This window comes from Hoylesella enoeca JCM 12259, assembly GCF_000613405.1.
Lineage (GTDB): Bacteria > Bacteroidota > Bacteroidia > Bacteroidales > Bacteroidaceae > Prevotella > Prevotella enoeca.
Map to the genome: position 1 here is coordinate 149,064 of NZ_BAIX01000002.1, position 20,615 is coordinate 169,678.

The following is a 20,615-nucleotide window of genomic DNA, read 5'->3' on the forward strand; positions in this document are numbered from 1 at the left end:
AGAAACACACAACTCATTTCATCATTCCGTTCACTCCGAAGGGGCCGGCCTGATGATCAAAATTATCTTCTATCTGCCCGATCAGCCCGTCTTTAATGTGTATAATCTTATTCGTTTCGCTGGCGACACCGCTTTCGTGCGTCACCACGACAATAGTCATACCCTCTTCTTGATTAAGACTCTTCAATAGTTCCATCACTTCCACACTCGTTTTTGAGTCCAAAGCGCCCGTCGGTTCATCTGCAAGGATAATGCGGGGATGCGTGATCAAGGCTCTCGCAATGGCCACTCGCTGCTTCTGTCCGCCCGACATCTCATTGGGATAATGCCCTGCCCACTCTGCAAGACCAAGTTTTTCGAGATACTCCATTGCCATCCGATGACGCTTCCGACGACTCACACCCTGGTAAAACAGCGGCAACTCCACGTTCTCCACAGCAGTTTTGAATCCGATCAGATTAAAACTCTGGAAGATAAAACCGATCATTCGATTGCGATATTCAGCCGCGCGACGTTCTGAGAGGTCTTTAATGAGCGTGCCCGCAAGCGTATATTCGCCGCTGTCATAGTTGTCGAGAATGCCCAATATATTTAATAAGGTAGACTTCCCCGACCCTGATGCGCCCATAATCGAGACAAATTCGCCCTCTGCGATGTCAAGACTGATACCCTTCAACACGTGCAATGGCTGTGCACCGAAATAGGTCTTATTGATGTCTTTGAGATGTATCATATAGCGCTTAGACGCAGGTCAGAACGGAAAAGTTGCAAAAAATAGAACGAAGTGACAATTCTTAAATAGATCGTCAGCTACGAATCATCTTTCAACTAACGGTTGATTGCCCTGCAACTAACGATTAGTTGCAGGGCAATAAAGCATTGGTTGCGATGCGATTAACAGTTAATCAAAACGCGAACTCTCTCCGGTTCTTCTCCCAAGAGGGAAAGGTGGAAAGTGTATATACGACAGAACAGCATGTGTCAAGCACACAAATAGACAGCTTCCACTCTCCTTTTGAGAGCGTGAGCAGGTGAATCTGGTGAATTATGAATGGTCAATGATCACATATCAATTATTTTTTTGCTATCTTTGTAGCCGATTTGACAAAGATAATGAAAGTATTAGTAACCGGCGCCAGCGGATTTATCGGCAGCTTTGTTGTGGCCGAAGCTCTGCGCAGAGACATGGAGGTATGGGCCGCCGTGCGACCAAGCAGTTCGCGGGAATACCTCACCGACAGTCGCATTCATTTCATCGAGCTTGATCTCTCGTCAGAAGATACACTCAAAAAACAGCTCGCCGGACACACATTCGACTACATTGTGCATGCTGCTGGCGTGACCAAATGCCTACACGCAGACGATTTCTATCGCGTGAATACCGACGGCACAAAACATCTTGTCGATGCTATTCTCACGCTGCAAATGCCCATCCGCCGGTTTGTTTATCTGAGTTCGCTGAGCGTTTTCGGTGCCATTCGCGAACAAAAACCCTATCAAGAGATTTCAGAAAACGACCAGCCCAAACCCAACACGGCTTACGGCCGGAGCAAACTCGAAGCCGAACGTTATCTTGACAGTATCGGAAACAACTTTCCTTACATCGTTCTCCGTCCCACAGGCGTGTATGGTCCGCGCGAGAAAGACTATTTTCTGATGTTCAAAAGCATACGCGACCACGTGGATTTCTCGGTGGGTTTCAAGCGCCAAGACATCACTTTCGTTTATGTAGAAGACGTGGTACAGGCCGTATTCCTGGCTTTCGACCACGGGATGAGCGGTCGGAAATATTTCCTGAGCGATGGAAACGTCTATCAATCGCGCACGTTCAGCGATTACATTCACAAAGCCTTGGGACGCCCTTGGTGGATTCGTATCAAAGCACCAGTGTGGGTGCTGCGCGTGGTTACGTTCTTCGGCGAACGCATCGCACGGCAAACGGGGAAAGTGTCGGCCCTCAACAACGATAAATACAACATTCTGAAACAACGCAACTGGCGTTGCAACATCGAACCGGCCATGGACGAGCTGGGCTATCATGCACGTTATGATCTGGCCCGCGGCGTGCAGATCACAACCCGATGGTATCAGGATCATAAGTGGTTATAGAATGTTCAGATTCTTCAAAGAGCTGCTGACGATTGATCGTTCGCCGCGTCGCGGACTATTGGCATTGGAATGGGCGATGCTCATCTATATGCTCTTCACGTTTGTAGTGATCTTTTTTACCTACACCAAACTGCACAATCCCGACGCAATGATATGGGGACGAGTGCGCATCGCAGCCATGACGGCGATGCTTTGGGGTGCTTATCGTCTGCTACCTTGTCGTCTGACGCTCATCGCGCGGGTAGCGGCACAGTTGGCATTGCTCACTTGGTGGTATCCCGATACCTATGAGTTGAATCGCATCCTGCCCAATCAAGATCACCTGTTTGCTGCTTGGGAACAACAGCTATTTAGTTCCCAGCCCGCTTATGAGTTCTGTAAAGCCGTTCCGAGTCGAGTTTTCAGCGAACTGATGGCAATGAGTTACGCTTCTTATTATCCACTCATCGCCCTCACGGCAGGTTATTATGCAGTACGCAGATACGATGAGTTCGAGCGCGCCTCATTCGTGATCATGGGATCATTTTTCCTTTATTACGTCATCTTTGTGCTTATTCCGGTCACCGGTCCGCAATATTATTATGGTGCAATCGGTCTTGATCGCGTGGCGCACGGCATCTTTCCCAACGTGCACGATTATTTCAATACGCATCAAGCTCGACTCTCCTGCCCCGGATATAGTGACGGATTCTTTTACCATTTGGTGGAAAGCGCTCATCAAGCAGGCGAACGTCCCACAGCCGCTTTCCCCAGTAGTCACGTTGGAATCACACTGATCCTGCTGCTGTTGGCATGGCATAGCCGGAGTAAAGGACTCTTCTTCACCGTGCTTCCGTTATTTATCCTAATGTGTTTCGCCACGGTCTACATTCGCGCTCACTATGTCATCGACGTCGTTGCAGGTCTGATCACCGGCACGGCATTCTATTTCGCCCTTCAAAAAAGATAAGATTTCATCATTCTTTTCAATCCTTTCGATACCTTATTTTTACCTTACCACTATTATTTTATCAGTAAATGGTAGTTTTTTCTTGAAAAACTTGTTTCATTACTGAATTTTGATTACATTTGCTCCCGATTAATGAGGTGAATGCCTCATAACTTATCAGACACTAAAACATTTCTATTAACAAACAACTTGAATCTATGAGTAGAAGAACTGCAACACTATTGGCTCTATTCTTCGTGGCTATTTTCGCCACAGCTCAGGTGACAAAAGTCAGCGGAATCGTTGTAGACGAATCCGGCGAACCGGTTATCGGAGCCTCAGTAATGATCAAAGGCACTAACAAAGGTGTCGCCACAGACTTAGACGGTAAGTTCACGCTGAACGAATTACCACGAACGGCACGGGAACTGACCGTCTCTTACATTGGAATGTTAACCGTAAACGTGCCGATCAAACCCAACATGAAGATCGTGTTAAAAGCCGATTCCAAACAGATTGACGATGTGATTGTCGTCGCTTTCGGTAAACAGAAACGCGAAGCATTTACAGGTTCGGCCGGCGTTTTGAATGCCGATAAAATCGCCGAACGACAAGTCAGCAACCCATTGGCAGCCCTGAACGGTAAGGTTTCGGGTGTGCAGATTATCGAAGGTAATGGCCCCTCTGCCTCTCCGGCGCTGCAAATCCGTGGCATCAGTTCTCTGAACGCCGGTAACGGGCCACTCATCGTTGTGGACGGATTGCCTTATAACGGTTATTACAGCGACATCAATCCGGCCGATGTAGAAAGTATCAGCGTGTTGAAAGACGCAGCCTCTAACTCACTCTATGGTGCACGCGGCGCCAATGGCGTTATTCTCATCACCACCAAGACAGCCAAACGCGGTACGGCAGCCATTTCTTTCGATGCCAAATGGGGCTTTAATCACGATGCAAAAGTGGATTATGATTATGTGAATGACCCAGGACAATATTATGAAATGTTTCATAAAGCCCTTTACAACAAATTCCATTACAGTGATGGTTTAGATGCTTATGCTGCTTATTTGAAAGCTAACGAGTCGATATATAGGAACGGTAACGATGGTGGATTGGGTTATATCGTTTATAAAGTGCCGCAAGGTGAGTATCTGATCGGGCAAAACGGTAAGTTGAATCCGCATGCGACGTTGGGCAATGTTGTCACTCGCAACGGTCGACAGTATATGCTTTATCCTGACGATTGGAAGAAAGAAGGACTTCGCAATGGCTTCCGGCATGAGTATAATCTAAGCATCAACGGCGGAACCGACGTCTTCAAGTCTTACGCCAGCGTAGGATATATGAAAAACGAAGGCATCTGTTACGGATCAGATTATACCCGTTACTCGGCTCGTTTGAAGTCAGACTATCAAGCCCGCACATGGTTGACAATCGGAGGCAATGTCAGTTATGCGCACACAGAGTCTAATTCAGAATCCTATGCTTTCAGTGCCGCTCACCAAATACCGCCGATCTATCCGCTCTATCTACGCGACGGACAAGGCTATATCATGACCGACAAGCACGGGAAGATGTATGACTATGGTTCGGGAGAACAGCACGGCATAACCAGAGAAATCTTTCTGAGCGAAGCACCGTTGCAAGATGACCGGTTAAATTTGGAAGACAATAACAGCAATGCATTCGGTTTGCAAGGATATGCAGATATTTCATTCCTTAACGACTTCAAATTGACTCTGAACGCCAGCATATATGACACCGAGAACAGAATCACTTCGGCAACGAATCCTTACTATGGCTTTGCCAAGGCAACGGGTGGATCGATAGGAGTTTATCATTATCGCACGTATGATTTCAACACACAGCAATTGTTAAACTATAACAAATCATTCGGCAAACACACCATCTCAGCACTTCTGGGCCATGAGTATAACCGTAACAACAGGACAACCACAGGCGGATTAAAGAAGAACATCTTTGCTTATGAGATGAATAAAGAACTTTCCGGAGCATTGAGTTTAGTCTCGACAACCAGCTATAAGAGTGTGTATAATATCGAAGGATATCTATTCCGCGGTCAATACGACTATGACAATAAATATTTCGGCTCTATTTCTTTCCGTCGTGACGGATCATCTAAATTCCATCCGAGTCATCGTTGGGGTAACTTCTGGTCATTCGGAGGTGCTTGGATCATCAGCAAGGAGAAATGGTTCACACCCAAGTGGATCGACATGCTGAAACTGAAAGCCAGCTTCGGACAACAAGGCAACGACGATATCGGCAACTTCTATTACACAGACTTCTATTCATTGAAAGCCGTTAACGGTAAAGCTTCGCTCGATTTCGCCAATAAAGGGAAGCGCGACATTTCCTGGGAAACCAATACCAACATCAATACAGGCGTCGAATTCGAATTATTCAAACGCCGCCTAACCGGTAGTGTGGAATACTATCAGCGTAAGACCACGGATATGTTGCTGTGGTTCTCAGTACCTATTTCCCTCGGTTATCTCGGCTATTACGATAACGTAGGCGACATGATGAACCGCGGAGTGGAGTTGAATTTAGACGGAGACATCATCCGATCAAAACACATCACGTGGTCGATGAATTTCAACATCACCCATAATCATAACGAAATCAGTTATCTTCCCGAAGCCAACAAGACTGTTGTGAAAGAGGGACACGGCGGATATGCCAGCAGTAATCGATATATCGGAGAAGGATTGCCCATCAACACGTGGTACCTCAAACGCTATGCCGGCGTCAATGAGCAAGGTCTATCGACATGGTATTACACCGACAGCAAGACCGGCGAATTGAAAACGACATCCGATTACAGTGCTGGTGATTATTATTTATGCGGCAGCCCTCACCCCGATGTTTACGGCGGATTCGGTACTTCGCTTCGGGCTTACGGCTTCGATCTGAATGCCAGCTTCATCTATTCGATCGGCGGAAAGGCTTATGATTACGGCTACCAATATATGATGCGCAATCCCGAACAAGCGATTGCACCCCAGGCTTATCATAAAGATCTGCTCAATGCCTGGTCTGTGGAGAATCCGCATTCGAATGTTCCACGTTGGCAGTACAATGATATCAACACATCGGCAGACTCTAATCGCTTCCTGACCGATGCCAGCACACTCTCTTTCAAATCCATTACTTTGGGTTACACCTTCCCGTCGCAGCTTGTCAAGCGGATGCAACTAAGCAGTTTGCGCCTATTTGTGGCATGCGATAACATTTATTATTGGAGCAAACGTAAAGGATTTGACCCTCGCACAGCCTTCGACGGAGAAGTGGGTGACGCTTCTTATTCGGCTATGCGGACCATATCGGCCGGTATTTCCGTCAAATTCTAATTACAAATCAAGAAACGACAGCTATGAAACGAATCATTAAGAATATTATTTTCCTTAGTCTGATCACCCCAGTGCTGACCGGCTGTTTGGAGGAAGTCTATCCCGGACAGGGCCTGACCCAAGAGCAAGTCCGTCAAACAGACAATAGTGTGGGTGCATTAAACAGCGCCATTGCCGGACAATTCATCAACATGGGGAATGGGAACTGCGCCTATGGCTACGCGGGCATTTGTGTGAATCGTGACGGGATGTGTGCCGAGATCCCGGTGGTAGACAATCTGTACGACACCAACCAAGATGTGGGTTTCGACAGAAACCTGGGTAATAACATGTATATAGCTACCGATTGGTGGCAACTCTATTTCGATATTGTCAAGAAGACCAATCTCACGCTCGGTGCCGTGCCAACTTCGGGAGACATACCGCAGGAGAACTTGGCCTATATCGGCAATGCGCTGGGTTATCGAGCATTTGCTTATTACGATATGGCCTTTACGTATGAATTTAAGAAGACAGGATTTGCTCAGCTCGACGATGCCGCCCAAAGCAGTCAGATCTATGGGCTGACGGTGCCAATTCGCACGGAGAATACCACCGAGAAAGAAGGCACAACCGACAAACGCGCTCCTTTCTATAAGATGTATCGCTTCATCATGACCGATCTGAATCGGGCCGAAATCTACTTGCAAGGATATAAAAGATCGGGTGCCAACGAGATGGATCAGGCCACGATCTTCGGTATCAAGGCGCGCTTGTGGTTGCAGTTAGGATCCCGGTTCGAGAAGCATCCGGAAGACTTGCAGACCCAAGTAAACCATGAGAGTGACGACGAACTGGCCATGTATGACAAGCTGGGTATCACCACTGCCAACGACTGCTTCAAGAAAGCTGCCGAGTACGCGCGCCTCGCCATCTCGCAAGGATATTATCCACTGGATAAGAGCGAGTGGTTCAACGCCACGACGGGTTTCAACACTGCCAATCATGCGTGGCTTTTAGCCGTACAAATCAACAGCAACGACATGACGGCAAGTAATTGGAACTGGAAGAATTTCGTAGGCTACATGTCTCCTGAGAACGTCTTCGGTGTAAATAATTCCACATACAAAGCCATTCGGATGATTGATATCCGCCTTTACAAGACCATCGAAGACGGCGACTGGCGCAAGACAACCTGGATTGCGCCCTCTGATGCCGGCCAAGTATCAGCCTATACCAAATATTGCACAGGGTATAGTTCGGATGATTGGGCGAAATTCCCGGCTTACACCAGCTTCAAGTTCCATCCCAGAAACGGAGAGAGAATCAATTATAAAGTGGGCGCGGCTGTTGACATACCCTTAATGCGCATCGAAGAGATGTTTCTCATCGAGGCCGAAGCTAAGGCCCATTATCTGGGATTAGCTGCCGGCAAGAGCGCGTTGGAATCGTTCCTCAACACGTATCGTTTCAGCGACAATTCTTATCAATGCAAGGCCACGACCATCGACGAGTTCAACGACGAGATCCTGCGTCAGAAACGCATTGAGTTCTGGGGCGAAGGCATTGTCTATTTCGACTACAAACGATTAGACAAGGCTGTCATCCGCAAATACGACGGATCTAATCACACCGAAGGCTATCAAGTCAACTCCAAGGAAGGCTATGTGGCACCACGGCTAAACGTGTGCATCAGCTATTATGAAATGATGCAAAACCCCAACATCGTGGACAATCCCAACCCCACAGGTGTACGTTGACGAATAACAACATAAAAAAGATCGAAAATGAAAATCATGAATTATATCAATCTTTTCGGAATCGCAGGCCTGCTGACCATATTCGCAGCCTGCTCCGACAATAATGATTACACGCCGGGCCCCGAGGTCTCTGCCAATTGCCAGCAAGTGCGTTTCGTCGATACCAATAACCCCATCAGCGTACGCGATGCTGCCAATACCACCGATCGAACAGTGACGCTGACCGTCAAACGCAACAATACCGGAGCGTCGCTCACGGTTCCCGTGAAAGTGATCGCCAAGTCCGAGGGCTTAGAGATGCCAACGGAAGTGACGTTTTCCGCAGGCGATTCCTTGGCATCTTACGTGATCAAGGCCCCCCAGTCGGCAAAGTTCGGCGAGATATATCAATACGAGATTCGGCTGGAAGGCGACAACATCGATCCTTACAAGCAGCTCGACGGCGGCGCGCTCTTTTCCGGCCAGGTGACATTCCCCAAATCAAAGGCGGCCACTTTCTGGTTCGCCAATGGCAGCAAAGGGGCCACTCTCTTCGACACATGGACCGAGACACTGATGGATTTGGGCAACAACAATTTCTACATCAAAGACTTCATGCACTCCGGCGAAAACCTCTGGATAACCACCAGTTCGACAGGCACCATGAGTTTCAAGAGCGATGCGTGGACTCCGGCATGTATCAGAGCAGACTCCGGCGACGCGGGATGCTATTACTATTATTTCCAAAAGTTGCACGGCGGCAGCCTGTCATCTTATGCCCTCTACCCGAAAGGCAACGACAGCACCACTCCTTACATCACGGAAATGATGTTATATGGCGGTCCCACCTATTCTACCTATCACACCAACGGCACTTGGGGTCAGACCTATGTAGGCAGCATCACTTACAGCACAGGTGACTCCGAAAGCTGGGTCTATCTTTATTTCCAATTATCATAAAAGCTGCGGGGAGATGGCCGTAGCTTTCTTCCCGGGTTTTTCATACAGACACAATACGCATCATGATGAAAAAGAAATATTTTCTTTATCTGTTCCTCGCACTCTTCGTGGCATCGTGCAACGAATCAGACAATGAGGACGACGTCGACATCCGACAAGAACAGCGAGACGACATAACCTCTCTCGACGGCAAAGTCACGACACTCCAAACGGCCACCGTCGGCAGTGGCTACAACCTTATATTGATGGGCGACGGCTTCACCGCAGATCAGATCAAGGACGGCACCTATGCACGGGTGATGGAAAAGGCCCGGGACAACTTCTTCTCCCTGGAGCCGGTGAAATCCCTACGGGCTTACTTCAACGTATATGCTGTGCAGAAAGTGTCGCTCAGCCGCAATCTCAACGGCTCGACTGCCTTGGCCAGCGCGCTCAACTCGTCTAACACCGTGTGCGGGTATTTCAGCGACGACAACCTCGATTATAAGACGCTCATCTACGCTTCGGCCGTTCCCGGTTTCAAAGAAGAGAACTCCGTGATCAGCGTCGTGATGAACACTGAGAGATCGGGGGGCATCACCTTTTACCATGGATGGAACTCGCAGCTCGCATGCGCTTATACCACGCTGTATGGTGGTCTCGATAGCAATTACTTCCGTTACACCCTCGTTCATGAAACAGCCGGGCATGGCATCGGAAAACTGGACGATGAATACGACACCCGCCATCTCACGATCGACGACTACGGACGGAGTTACTTCGAGTATGGTCACTCCCTGGGTTGGGTCATGAATGTCTCGCTGACCGACGACAAGACCAAGGCTCCCTGGGCAGAGTTTCTCGCCGATACCCGCTATGCCTCCGAGGGTTTAGGCCTCTACGAAGGCGGTGGTGCCCGCTATGCAACAGGTGTGTGGCGCCCCACGGAAACCAGCATCATGCGCGTGACAGACACCGAGTCCACCTCATTCAATGCGCCGTCTCGCCGTGCCATCTACAATCAGATCATGAAAGTGACCACTGGCAAGACACCCACCTATGAGGAGTTTGTCACTTTCGATTTGGCACATCGGTAGGAAGCGCTCCCCTTTCCCTTTCTTGCTTACTGGGCGTCACACTCTGAAAACAGACAGAGAAAGACGCTCCTAAATATCAATCTCTCGGATTCTCACATCCGAGAGATTGATTCTTTTATCATTCCCTGCCTCATGCTATCGAATGAGAAGTCCCATACTTGTGGGGCAGAGGTATAGGACTTGTAAGGCAGAACTCCCATATCCTTATGCCACTTGTATAAGGGTTGTTGTTATCCGTCCACCATAATGAATCAATGGCAGCCTATCCGCAATAAGCATTCGCATGGCGGATAGGCTCTTGATATAGCCAGGTGGAAGAAAGTGAACATGCAAGCCACCCCTGATCAATCAATTGCCCGCAACAAACAGCCGGGAGCATGGCAGCAACCTTCGTGCGATCTGTTTTGAATAATTATCCTTGATTCTGCCGGTTTTTCTCGTTTTTAATCGTTATCTTTGCATAGAATCCTCCATGAGGAATCGCGTATGAATATGATATTGACAGATATAAGCTTTCTGACCTTCTATCAAGTGTTGGGATGGGCGGTGGTGATTATTGCCATTGCCATCGTTACGCAGATACCTGCACTACGCAAGAAGATGGGATGGAGCAAGGACAAAAAAGACAACGACGATCTGTCGCAAAGTAACAGCAAAGCCATTGTGACAGAGGCGTTGAAGAATCTCAATTGCACCGTGGCTTGGGAAAAAGATGAGACCGACCTGATCGGAAAATACGACTATCAGAGCGGGCATTTCCGCCTCCGTATTAAGAGCGAGAGTGCTATATACAGGTGTCTTATCTCTTCTTCTTCGAAACCGCAGTCGAGCATATTGCGCTGGTGCGCAGCCTCTGCAACCAATGCAATCTCAATGCCGGAGGACTGCGAATGGTCTATACGATCAATGCGGAACAGGGCGTGACCGACGTGCACTTGATCGTCGGCCTGATGCTCTCGGAGCGTCAGGCCACAAAAGCACTTCAGCACGCCATGGCAGAGATCTTCTCCTGGCAAAATACGTTTATCAAGCATTTTGGTGAGGAGGTCAAAGACAATGAGAAAAGTCCCTTGATGGACGTGGAGTCGGATCATGCTCTTTACCGTCGCGAACTCTATTTGCTTCGCGAACAGGAGATACTGCACCAGATGGGGCAGGAAGATTGGCGACAGGATGTGGAACGCCCGATGACACTCGGCCGACTGTTGCACACCTTGTTAGAACCCAACAGCATTTCGCCTGCCTGTCTGACGCTGGAAGCACGCGACGGCGTAACGGAAATCGACAAATCCCAAAGCATGGACTATGATTTGGCCAACGCGCTGATTGCCGACGGCCATTTCGTTCGCGACGAAGCCACATTGAGGTTGGCTTTTTATGAAACCCGGCGGCCCGAGCACCGACGGCATCTCCTCATCGATGCCCGCCGAGAGGGCGTCGTGAGCCATTCGCTCTATTATCGGCTGACGGTTACGCTGATTCCGCTTTCGCTGGGAAAGACAGTCGAAGCGGCTTCGATAGAGCATCGGCCCGAAGTGTGGAGCGTGCTCGTGGCCTATGATCTCACCGCGCCCGAACAACGGTTGAGCGAATTCCGGTACATGTGGAAAGAAGCGTTGGAAAAGGAGAAACAGGGCTATGGCGATGACCTCACCGACGAACAGCGTCTGATCAGCGAGTGCATGGATCCACAGACGGGTTATAACCTCTATCGGGGGCGGATGTTATTCAGTCAGAAGCGCTATCTGGAAGCCCTGCAATACTTGGAAAACGCCTTTGTGGTCCTCCATCGGCAATATCACAAGATGAAGCCGTCGGCTCGCGAGAAGTTTTTCAGCGTGTGTTATTTTACGGGCTTCTGTTACAGTGAGTTGCACCTTTACAAACAGGCACATTACTACTTGGAAATGACGCTTCCTCTGCGCCGGGTCACTTACACGGAGGAATACATCAACACTCTGGTCAACAGTCGTGATTTTAGAGCTATTGACGTGATAGACAATCTGCTGATAGAGATGCAGAATGCGCAGGCCGCAGTCGATGATGAGGAGGAGGCGCAAGGACATGTGATGGGCTTTATCAATTTCCTGAAACGTCGCAAAGCCTATGTCTACATCGAGTTTGAGCGTTACGACGAGGCCGAGAAACTGCTGCGAAAGATGCTCGACGAACCCGAGAACAGCGACTTTGCCATCAGCGAGCTGGCCTATATCCAGAAACTCAGAGATCGCAACACGCCTTCTTAAAGCAACCGAGCATGCAGTCGCTGGTTTACATACATTGGACTTTCGTCTTCGCTTACACAGCCGTGGTGATCGGAACGATGATCGCAGTGCTGATGGACAACCGTCAACCCGTCAAGACGATGGCATGGCTCTTGGTGCTGACCTTCATCCCGGTGGCAGGCGTATTACTCTACTTCTTCTTCGGACAAAACACGCGAAAGGAGCGCCTCATCAGTCAACGCAGTCTCGACATGCTCTCCAAACGCTCAATGTTGGAGTTCGCCGAACAACAGAATTTGCATATCCCCGAACAACATCGCAGCCTGATCCAACTCTTCACCAACCAAAGCTTGGCACTCCCTTTCAAGAATAATGAAGCCGAGATCTACACCGACGGCTATGCCTTCTTCTTCGCTCTGCTGTGTGCCATCGGTCAAGCCCGGCACCACATCCATCTCGACACCTACATCATCGAAGACGACCCGCTGGGCAATCTCATCGCCGACGCCTGATCGACCGGGCACGACAGGGTGTGGAAGTGCGCTTCATCTATGACGATGTGGGATGTTGGCGCGTGAACAATGCCCTATTCGAGCGAATGCGCGACGGCGGCATAGACGTCCACGCCTTTATGCCCGTGCGCTTCCCCGCCTTCACCAGCAAAATGAACTATCGCAACCATCGCAAACTCTGCATCGTAGATGGCCGCATTGGCTTCATCGGAGGCATGAACATCGCCATGAGATACGTCAAAGGCACACATAAAAGGCCATGGCGCGACACCCACATGCGCATCATCGGCGGAGCCGTCTACGCCATTCAGCGAGCCTTTCTCATCGACTGGTATTTCGTAGACCGCACCCTGGTGTCGGGGCGGACCTATTATCCAGAGCCCACAGGCCACATCGACAACAACTGCATCGCACAAGTCGTGACAAGCAGTCCCATCTCGCCATGGCCCGACATCATGCAAGGTTACGTCCGCATCCTACTCTCGGCCCGCCGTTATGTCTATATGGAATCACCCTACTTCCTCCCCACCGAACCCGTCTTGTTTGCCATGCGCACCGCAGCGCTGGCCGGCGTAGACGTCCGACTGATGATCCCCCATCACACCGACGCCCGCATCGTGGAGTGGGCCGGGCGTTCCTATGTCCTCGAAACAGTCAGCTCGGGCGTCAAGATCTATCTATACCAAGCAGGCTTCAACCACTCCAAAATCCTCGTGAGCGACGACAGTCTCTCCACCTGTGGCTCCACCAATGTAGACTTCCGCAGCTTCGAAAACAACTTCGAGTCCAACATCTTCTTCTATGACACTGCCATGGCCCTCCGTATGAAAGACATCTTCCTCACCGACCAACAGTCTTGTCTCCCCATCGAAGCCATCCCTTCCCTCATCCGCCGCCCCTTCCTCCACCGCCTCTGGGAATCCTTCATCCGCCTGCTCTCTCCCCTGCTTTAACGCCCTATCCCGCCCAATCGTCCGATGCCCTCTCCCGATCGTTTCCCTCATATCCCTTGTCACGACCTCCCCTTCCATCACCCCAAGACTCTCAATCTTCTCATCCAGATTCTTAGGTGATTCCTTGGACCATTCCGCAATTATCATTATCTTTGTACCGAGATAAGGAGGGTATATCATTCGGATTCGGCACTTTATAAATAGATTCAAGGAGCGTGTTGAAGGTGACCGTAGACGTTGTCAAGCAAATGCTTTAAGCGGTTTCACGGTCAGTAGCAATACCCATCAAAGAAGATAGACAAAACAGATCAGAAATGGAAAAACAAACGACACTGGTGGTGGTAGACTGCCAATATGATTTTTGCGATCCCGCGGGGACGCTTTACGTGGCGGGTGCAGAGACGGCCGTGAGCCACATCCTGGATTTTATCAACACGCACGATGACCTTTCCGAAGTGATCTTCACCGTGGATTGGCATCATGCCAAGGACGCCTCGTTTAAGTCGCAAGGCGGTCCGTGGCCTCCGCATTGCATCCGTTTCTCGAAAGGGTCGCAGATCGACGAGCGACTCATTCAAGCGTGCTTGGACAAGGATATTCCTTACCAAGTGATTCGAAAAGGCGAGGTGATCGAAACCGAAGAGTATGGGGCTTTTCAACGTATCGGGAAACTCGCGGACGGTCGATACACGTTGGGTACGCTGACCGACGAGGTGACGTGGGCTGGCAACCGTATGGTGATTTGCGGTGTGGCAGGCGATTATTGCGTGTTGGAGACGTTGAGGAATCTGCTCAACGGTGGACTTTCTGTCGATGTCTTCGCTCGTGGCATCGCCTCGATAGACGGCGGCAGTAAACTCAACGATTTCATTCGCCAGAAGGGCTTAACTTGTTGTTGAAATGGAGGGAGAAACCTTTAAAAAACACATATTCAATCACACGCCCAGCACTATTATCTGTGCTATATCAAAGAGCATTTGACTAACTATTTCCCCTGTGCTGTGTCCTACACGCGCTTTGTGAACTCATGTCCCGCATATTCCTCAACCTAAAAAATTTACCATTTCCTTGTCTGTTTAAGATTAATTACCTACCTTTGCCCCCAGTTTTGACAGTTCCTGTCGCCTCCTTAGCCCCCTAAGTTAGGGGATGGGAGTCTGAACAAGCGAGAGGCCGATTAAAAAGAGCAAACGAGAATATGATTAAACAAGCAAATATAACCAACAGCACGGCGATGCAAAAGAACTCCAATTCTCTTGCATCTTTTAACGCTTTATATTTGCATATCTCGGAAAAAGTCTTAACACACACACACATCGCACCTGGCGTAGACACCTTCACGGCTTTATCTTACGCGCGCGCGTAAGGCGTGAGCTAAACCCCAATAAACAAAGGGCTTCTCGGAGTTCCCTTTGTTCTCTTTTTATGCCCTTTTGCCAACCGAGCAAGAGGGAAATAAGCACGATTTATTCATTCAAAACATAGCGATTATGAAACAAAAACAATTAGAGAGAATGGGCTACAGCAAGCCCGAGGTTGAGGCCATCCGTTTGGAGGCTCACAGCGAATTAATGGACACCTCATTTCCCAACAGCGGCGGACACAACAAGGCTGGCGACGACGGCGACGATCTGAGCGCCAAGCAAGGTTGGTTTGACGAGGACGAAGAAGACACCCCGCAGCAGTGGGGCATTTAACAAACAAAAGCGTTTAAAATTAAAACAGAACAAACAAGATGAAGACAAACATTTTATCACTGCTCGCCCTCGCCGGCCTAATCACTTTTGCCGGCTGTGCAAGCGACGACACAGCGAATAAACAAACAGAGCAGGAGCCGGGAACCGAGGGCTTGACCAGTTTCGTTGAAGAAGACCAGGCAACCCGTACTACGGGCGAATATGACGGCAGCGGCCTAAACTTCTTTTGGACCGCGGGTGACCGCCTGTGGGTCAACACCGGAACCGCAATATCTCCCATATTGACACAGGACAGCAAGAACAACATCAGCGACCTACTTTTGCCTAATCCAGCTATACCGACCGGCGTTAAGCGAGCCGCCAAAGCCAAGTTCTATTTCAGCGGGACTTTCACAGCCAGCTCTTACCCCGTACGCTACACCGGTAAGAACGGAACAGCAGATAAAGTGACGATCAAGGCCGCGCAAAGCCAAAGCATTCCCAACGACGCCAGTCATATCGGCGAAGATGGCGACTGCGGCGTGGCCACAGCAACCAAGCCCGTAGGAGGCGATAAATACCACTTTACCCTCGACCACAAGGCCGCTTACGCCACATTTTTGCCTTTTAATTCACCGGGAGAAATCAAAGGAGCCCAAATCACCAAGATCAAAGTGAGCGCTAACGAAGCCATGGCTGGAACATATACAATCAACGATGCCGGCACCCTCACTTCGCCCTCAAGCACATCCACAAGTATCGCACTTACCTTGTTGAATAACTTCTCGATCCCCAAAGCATCCACTGCTGCCATCAACGCCGCTACGATGGTGATTGCTCCGGGGACTTACACCAACTTCACCGTGGAATACACACTCCACGACCCCGCAACCTACGTCACCGGCACCATCACCAAGACTTACCCCAGCGTGACTTTCACCGCCGGCAAGAACAAAAAGGTAAAAACAGACTTGCAAGTAACAGTTTATGGTCAAGATAGCTATTACATGTGGGATGCCGCCGAAGGCCAGCACTATTGGTACGGCCACCTTGATTCCGACGGGAAACCTGATGGGAATTATGCTCAAAACAACACCGACTCTCGCTGGCATAGAGAAGATGCTTCTGTGCCAGCTCCCGCCGCCAACCGTAGCGCCAAGGATTGCCCCAACGCCAACGAATTGATTTGGTATTGCATGCAAGGCGATCCTCACAGGGACGATCAAACGCTTTGGGCCACGATGGGGCACCTCTACCAGGGTGGCATATGGTTTAAAAAGAAGGATAAGATTTCGGGCTTTACCGACGCCAATTATAACGGCACCGATTACCGCATCATATATCAAAACTTCTCCAACATCAGCATCACCCCTGGTAAGCCCAGCAACTTAAACGATTACTTCTACCTCCCCAAGCTTGGTCTCTACGGATTCGGTACGTTGAACGATGTTGGCTTCACCGGCTACTACTGGTCGAGTACGCCTTTCCCGTGGAATGTGCACAACGCGTACATCCTGTACTTATTCAATGGCAACATAGACGTGGGCAGCAACACTCGCTTCAACGGCTGCCAGCTGTGGACCGCCCAGTAATCCCCGAGATTGATGAAGTAATCCGTCGGGATCCCCCGAAAGGCTCAAAATCAGAAAAACAGCGCGTCGGGGGTCCCCGACAAGCCGCCTGGAAGAAAAATGGGCTGTCGGGGCATCCCGAAACCCGAAAAATTGAAAAAATGACGCGTCGGGACCCCCCGACGAGCAAAAAATCGAAAAAATGACGTTTCGGGGACCCCCGAAGCCCAAAAAATTTGAAAAACAACGTTTCGGCACCCACCGACGGAGCAAAAATCGGAAAAATAGCTCTTCGGCAGGTGCCGAAAACGAGAAAATCCAAAAAACAGAGCTTCGGCACCTGCCGACGGAGTGAAAATCGGGAAAACACGTTTTCGGCAGGTGCCGAAAGCCGGAAAAACTCAAAAAGGACGCTTCGGCACCCACCGAAGAGCAAAAAATTAAAAAAACATGCCGTCGGCAGGTGCCGAAAGACCAAAAACCAGAAAGATAATCTTTAATCAATCGCAGAGCAATCTGCAAATAATCATTTATCAGTATGGAAATCAAGACAATCCGAAAAGACCGGCTCCAAAACATGGAGCACTTTCAGTTCGCCGGCCACGTGCTGGCCATGTGTAAAACGGCTAACATCGAAAAGCTCAATCCGCTGCTTGATTCCCTCGCGACGGCCATCGGCAAGGAGGACGAAGCGCTCAATCTGCCGCAGAAAATGGAGGGTACGCGCGAGCTTCGCGAACTCGACAGCGCCCGCGACAAAGCCTATCGCGTGCTCACGCTGCTGCTCGACGCCTGTCTGCTCGACACCAACAAAAACATCGCGGGTCCGGCACAAATGCTGCGCGACATCCTCGATCGCTACCCCGACACGGCCGCACAAAACTATGCCAAGGAGACGGCCATGATTCAGAATTTGCTCACCGATCTGAACACGCCAGAAGCCAAATTAAGCGTCGGCCGCACGAATCTGCAAGCCGCCGTAGCCCGCCTCACAGCCGCCAACGCCGCCTTTGACAAATGCTTCCAGGCGCGATTTAAGAAAACGATCCCCACCGGCACGTTCGACATCAAAGCCCTGCGCGCCAACACCGACGCTGCCCTCAACGCCGTGCTGCGCCGCATCGATTCGCTCGATGACCTCGAACCGAGCGCGAAAATTACGGCCCTCATCAACGAGTACAACGCCGTGATCGACAATCGTCACACGTTGTTGGCCAATCGTGCGGCCACGAACAAAGCCCGCGCCGAGCGCCAGCTCGAGGCGCTTCGCAAAGAACTCGCCCCGCTGATCCGGAAGTTCGAAGAAGCAAACGGCATCGCCCCCAACGTCCTCACCTTCACCGGCAAAACGCAAGGCACGGGTAAAAAGAAGCTCTATGAATTGGCTTACACCACCGACCCGAAGCGAACACTGTGGGTTGTGCGCGAGAAGGATGAGCTGAAAGAAGTGAAAGAGTGATCAATATTCATGAAGATGAGAGGGAATGCCAAACCAAATGAGGGGTGGCATTCCCTTTTTGTTTTATGGTTGGTGCGTTACCAAAATCACTTCTTATGTCGATTTCGGTTGCGATTACCAAATCACTTCTCCCCATGCGGGGGCGGGCGGGAGTTCGTCTTCGTCTTCCGTGTCGTAAGTGGTTTCTTTTGACAGTTGAGGACTGGAACTGGGGGTCTCGTGGATGCTAAGACCGGTTGGCGAACCGGCTAAGAGTTGAGACGAGGTTAAGACGACGAGTGTGAATGTCGGTGTTTCGTAAGGTCGTTTCATGGTTGTTTCGGTTTTAGGGGATGATTACTTTCTTTCCATTCACGATATAGATGCCGCGATGGGGTGAGGTGACGCGCTGTCCTTGCAGATTGAAGATGGCCGCAGGGGCGGCGTCTTGGATGGTGGGACGAATGTGGGTCGAGATGTTTAAGTCGATGGAATGGTAGGGCTTGGCATCGGCGCTGCCGGGGAGGACGAGGTAGGCCTTGTGCGCGCCGCTGACGAATGAGGCACCGCCGGCCGAGCCGTAATAAAAGCCGAGACTATGGGGGGATTGCATGTCGTCGAGCGAGAGTTTATAGAATCGACTGCCGGCAGGACCGATCGTTGGGGCATCGATGTCGCTTCCTCTGAGCAGATTGTTGGGATCGGGCGTGCCTTGCTGCGCCGAAATCTCAAACGGATGATGGCCCGGTGTGCCTCGGACGATTACGGCAGTGCCGGCAGGAATCGTTTCGCCCGACAGATAGGTGTGGCTTGGCTGGATCTTGGAGTCTCTCATTCGGCAGGTAAAGGCTGTGACTCCTATTGGCACGATGAGTGCGTGGGTGCTGTAAAAGAGGGTGGCATAGCCTATCGAACTGATTTGGATTGGGACAGGCGGGCGGTGGAGGCGATAGAGTTTGATGGGTTTATAATTATCGTAGGAGCTGAATAGTCCGGCGCTGCTGTTATACCCGATATATCGGTTATTGGTCTTCGTTTTAGGAAGGAAATCGATTTGCGCTTGTCCGTTGGGCAGAATCGTGATACTGAGTTTTCCATCGCGCCTGTTCGTCGTTGTTGTCAGTTGATTATATCTCTTACTTTTGGGCCAGAGGAATCCTTTGCCGTCGTGCAAGGTCCAATATTTGCCCAAGCTTCCCAACGTCAGGATAGACACCTCGGCGGGTGGAATGAGTTTGCCGTCGGTAAGGGTTATGGCAACGGCTTCTCGATTGAGGTTTGTGCTCCGAGGACCACCCATCGCTTTGCTGCCGTCGAAACTGGCAATGATGAGTTGATCGCCTTCGCGCAGCGTGGTGTGGTCAGTGACTAATTCGAATACTTTCGCCTCGTCAGCACGACCGATTAAGACGGAGAATAGACAGAGGCATGTGGTGATACAAGATTTCAAAGTTTTCATCTTTTTACTGTTTGATGGTTTAGATGACAGCAAATCTAATGAAAACCTTTTAAAGAAGCAATAGAAATGGCCTTTTTTTTCGTTTTTAAGCGTGAAAAAGGATGATTTTGAGGGGTGGAGGTGCTTCGTGGGGTAGAGAGAGAGGAAATTTACAATTTTTTTGTGCAGACGTTTATCGCAAAAACCTGTACGTTTTCAAACAAAAGTGCACAGTTACAAACTGTAGTTATTTATTTTGAGAGTTACTCATTTTATTCTCTAAAATTCTATTATTGATTGATTTTGTTTTCTGATTTCTCTTATTTTCTTAATCTTCTCTCCATATCCCATATACACATCCCTTGGCGTGAGATAACGTTCAATTTTTCCCTGCGTCTGCGGATGCAATGGTTTTCCGTGAATATGCTTGATATTATATTCGCTACTGAGATATTTTTTTAGCCAAGAGGCTATATAGCATGGACCATTGTCAGAGAGAAGCTTAGGTGGATTCTGATACGTCAGCCTTGTATTCTTCATAGCCTTGTCTTTCGTTCTTAAAACATCCTTACTGGTCATGCTTGAACATAGCTCCCAATGGAAATATACCGACTATAATCATCTATCACAGTGGAAA

Annotated in this window: 15 protein-coding genes and 1 pseudogene; 12 read left to right on the top strand and 4 right to left on the bottom strand. The window is 49.7% G+C overall.

Features of this window, described 5'->3' with window-relative positions; all coding sequences use genetic code 11:
- Positions 1-13: 13 nt before the first annotated feature.
- Positions 14-733, bottom strand: a complete 720-nt coding sequence (locus JCM12259_RS01505; protein WP_025065156.1) for an ABC transporter ATP-binding protein — start codon at positions 731-733, stop codon at positions 14-16.
- A gap of 380 nt (positions 734-1,113) precedes the next feature.
- Between JCM12259_RS01505 and JCM12259_RS01510 the strand changes: the two genes are divergently transcribed.
- The 12 genes and pseudogenes from JCM12259_RS01510 (at position 1,114) to JCM12259_RS01570 (ending at position 18,561) form a co-directional block, all read left to right on the top strand.
- On the top strand, positions 1,114-2,109 hold the full coding sequence (locus tag JCM12259_RS01510) for an NAD-dependent epimerase/dehydratase family protein (protein ID WP_025065157.1): 996 nt from the start codon (positions 1,114-1,116) through the stop codon (positions 2,107-2,109).
- 1 nt (position 2,110) lies between these two features.
- A complete protein-coding gene (locus tag JCM12259_RS01515; RefSeq protein WP_025065158.1) occupies positions 2,111-3,058 on the top strand; it encodes a phosphatase PAP2 family protein in 948 nt (315 codons plus the stop codon).
- Positions 3,059-3,255: 197 nt separating this feature from the next.
- Complete coding sequence (locus JCM12259_RS01520; RefSeq protein WP_025065159.1) at positions 3,256-6,411, top strand: SusC/RagA family TonB-linked outer membrane protein; 3,156 nt, start codon at positions 3,256-3,258, stop codon at positions 6,409-6,411.
- Positions 6,412-6,434: 23 nt separating this feature from the next.
- Complete coding sequence (locus JCM12259_RS01525; RefSeq protein WP_025065160.1) at positions 6,435-8,150, top strand: RagB/SusD family nutrient uptake outer membrane protein; 1,716 nt, start codon at positions 6,435-6,437, stop codon at positions 8,148-8,150.
- Positions 8,151-8,177: 27 nt separating this feature from the next.
- Positions 8,178-9,089, top strand: a complete 912-nt coding sequence (locus JCM12259_RS01530; protein ID WP_025065161.1) for a hypothetical protein — start codon at positions 8,178-8,180, stop codon at positions 9,087-9,089.
- Between the two features lie 62 nt (positions 9,090-9,151).
- Complete coding sequence (locus JCM12259_RS01535; protein WP_036888350.1) at positions 9,152-10,165, top strand: M64 family metallopeptidase; 1,014 nt, start codon at positions 9,152-9,154, stop codon at positions 10,163-10,165.
- Positions 10,166-10,959: 794 nt separating this feature from the next.
- Positions 10,960-12,411 (top strand): hypothetical protein, encoded by a 1,452-nt coding sequence (locus JCM12259_RS13165; RefSeq protein WP_148299537.1) that lies wholly within the window; start codon positions 10,960-10,962, stop codon positions 12,409-12,411.
- Positions 12,412-12,431: 20 nt separating this feature from the next.
- Positions 12,432-13,855, top strand: a pseudogene (gene cls / locus JCM12259_RS13170) (cardiolipin synthase).
- A gap of 314 nt (positions 13,856-14,169) precedes the next feature.
- Positions 14,170-14,754: an isochorismatase family protein gene (locus tag JCM12259_RS01550; RefSeq protein WP_025065163.1), complete on the top strand. Its 585-nt coding sequence runs from the start codon at positions 14,170-14,172 to the stop codon at positions 14,752-14,754.
- 591 nt (positions 14,755-15,345) lie between these two features.
- The gene (locus JCM12259_RS01555) at positions 15,346-15,552 is read left to right on the top strand and encodes a hypothetical protein (protein ID WP_025065164.1); all 207 of its coding nucleotides are present in this window, start codon (positions 15,346-15,348) and stop codon (positions 15,550-15,552) included.
- Positions 15,553-15,590: 38 nt separating this feature from the next.
- A complete protein-coding gene (locus JCM12259_RS01560) occupies positions 15,591-17,123 on the top strand; it encodes a hypothetical protein (protein ID WP_025065165.1) in 1,533 nt (510 codons plus the stop codon).
- Positions 17,124-17,640: 517 nt separating this feature from the next.
- Complete coding sequence (locus JCM12259_RS01570; protein WP_025065167.1) at positions 17,641-18,561, top strand: DUF6261 family protein; 921 nt, start codon at positions 17,641-17,643, stop codon at positions 18,559-18,561.
- A 114-nt stretch (positions 18,562-18,675) separates the two neighbouring features.
- Here the strand turns inward: JCM12259_RS01570 and JCM12259_RS16390 are convergent, their stop codons facing one another.
- The 3 genes from JCM12259_RS16390 to JCM12259_RS13180 form a co-directional block, all read right to left on the bottom strand.
- Positions 18,676-18,873: a hypothetical protein gene (locus JCM12259_RS16390; RefSeq protein ID WP_148299539.1), complete on the bottom strand. Its 198-nt coding sequence runs from the start codon at positions 18,871-18,873 to the stop codon at positions 18,676-18,678.
- Between the two features lie 13 nt (positions 18,874-18,886).
- Positions 18,887-19,999, bottom strand: a complete 1,113-nt coding sequence (locus JCM12259_RS15690) for a hypothetical protein (protein ID WP_025065168.1) — start codon at positions 19,997-19,999, stop codon at positions 18,887-18,889.
- A gap of 258 nt (positions 20,000-20,257) precedes the next feature.
- Positions 20,258-20,518, bottom strand: a complete 261-nt coding sequence (locus JCM12259_RS13180) for a hypothetical protein (protein ID WP_234396506.1) — start codon at positions 20,516-20,518, stop codon at positions 20,258-20,260.
- Between the last annotated feature and the right edge of the window lie 97 nt (positions 20,519-20,615).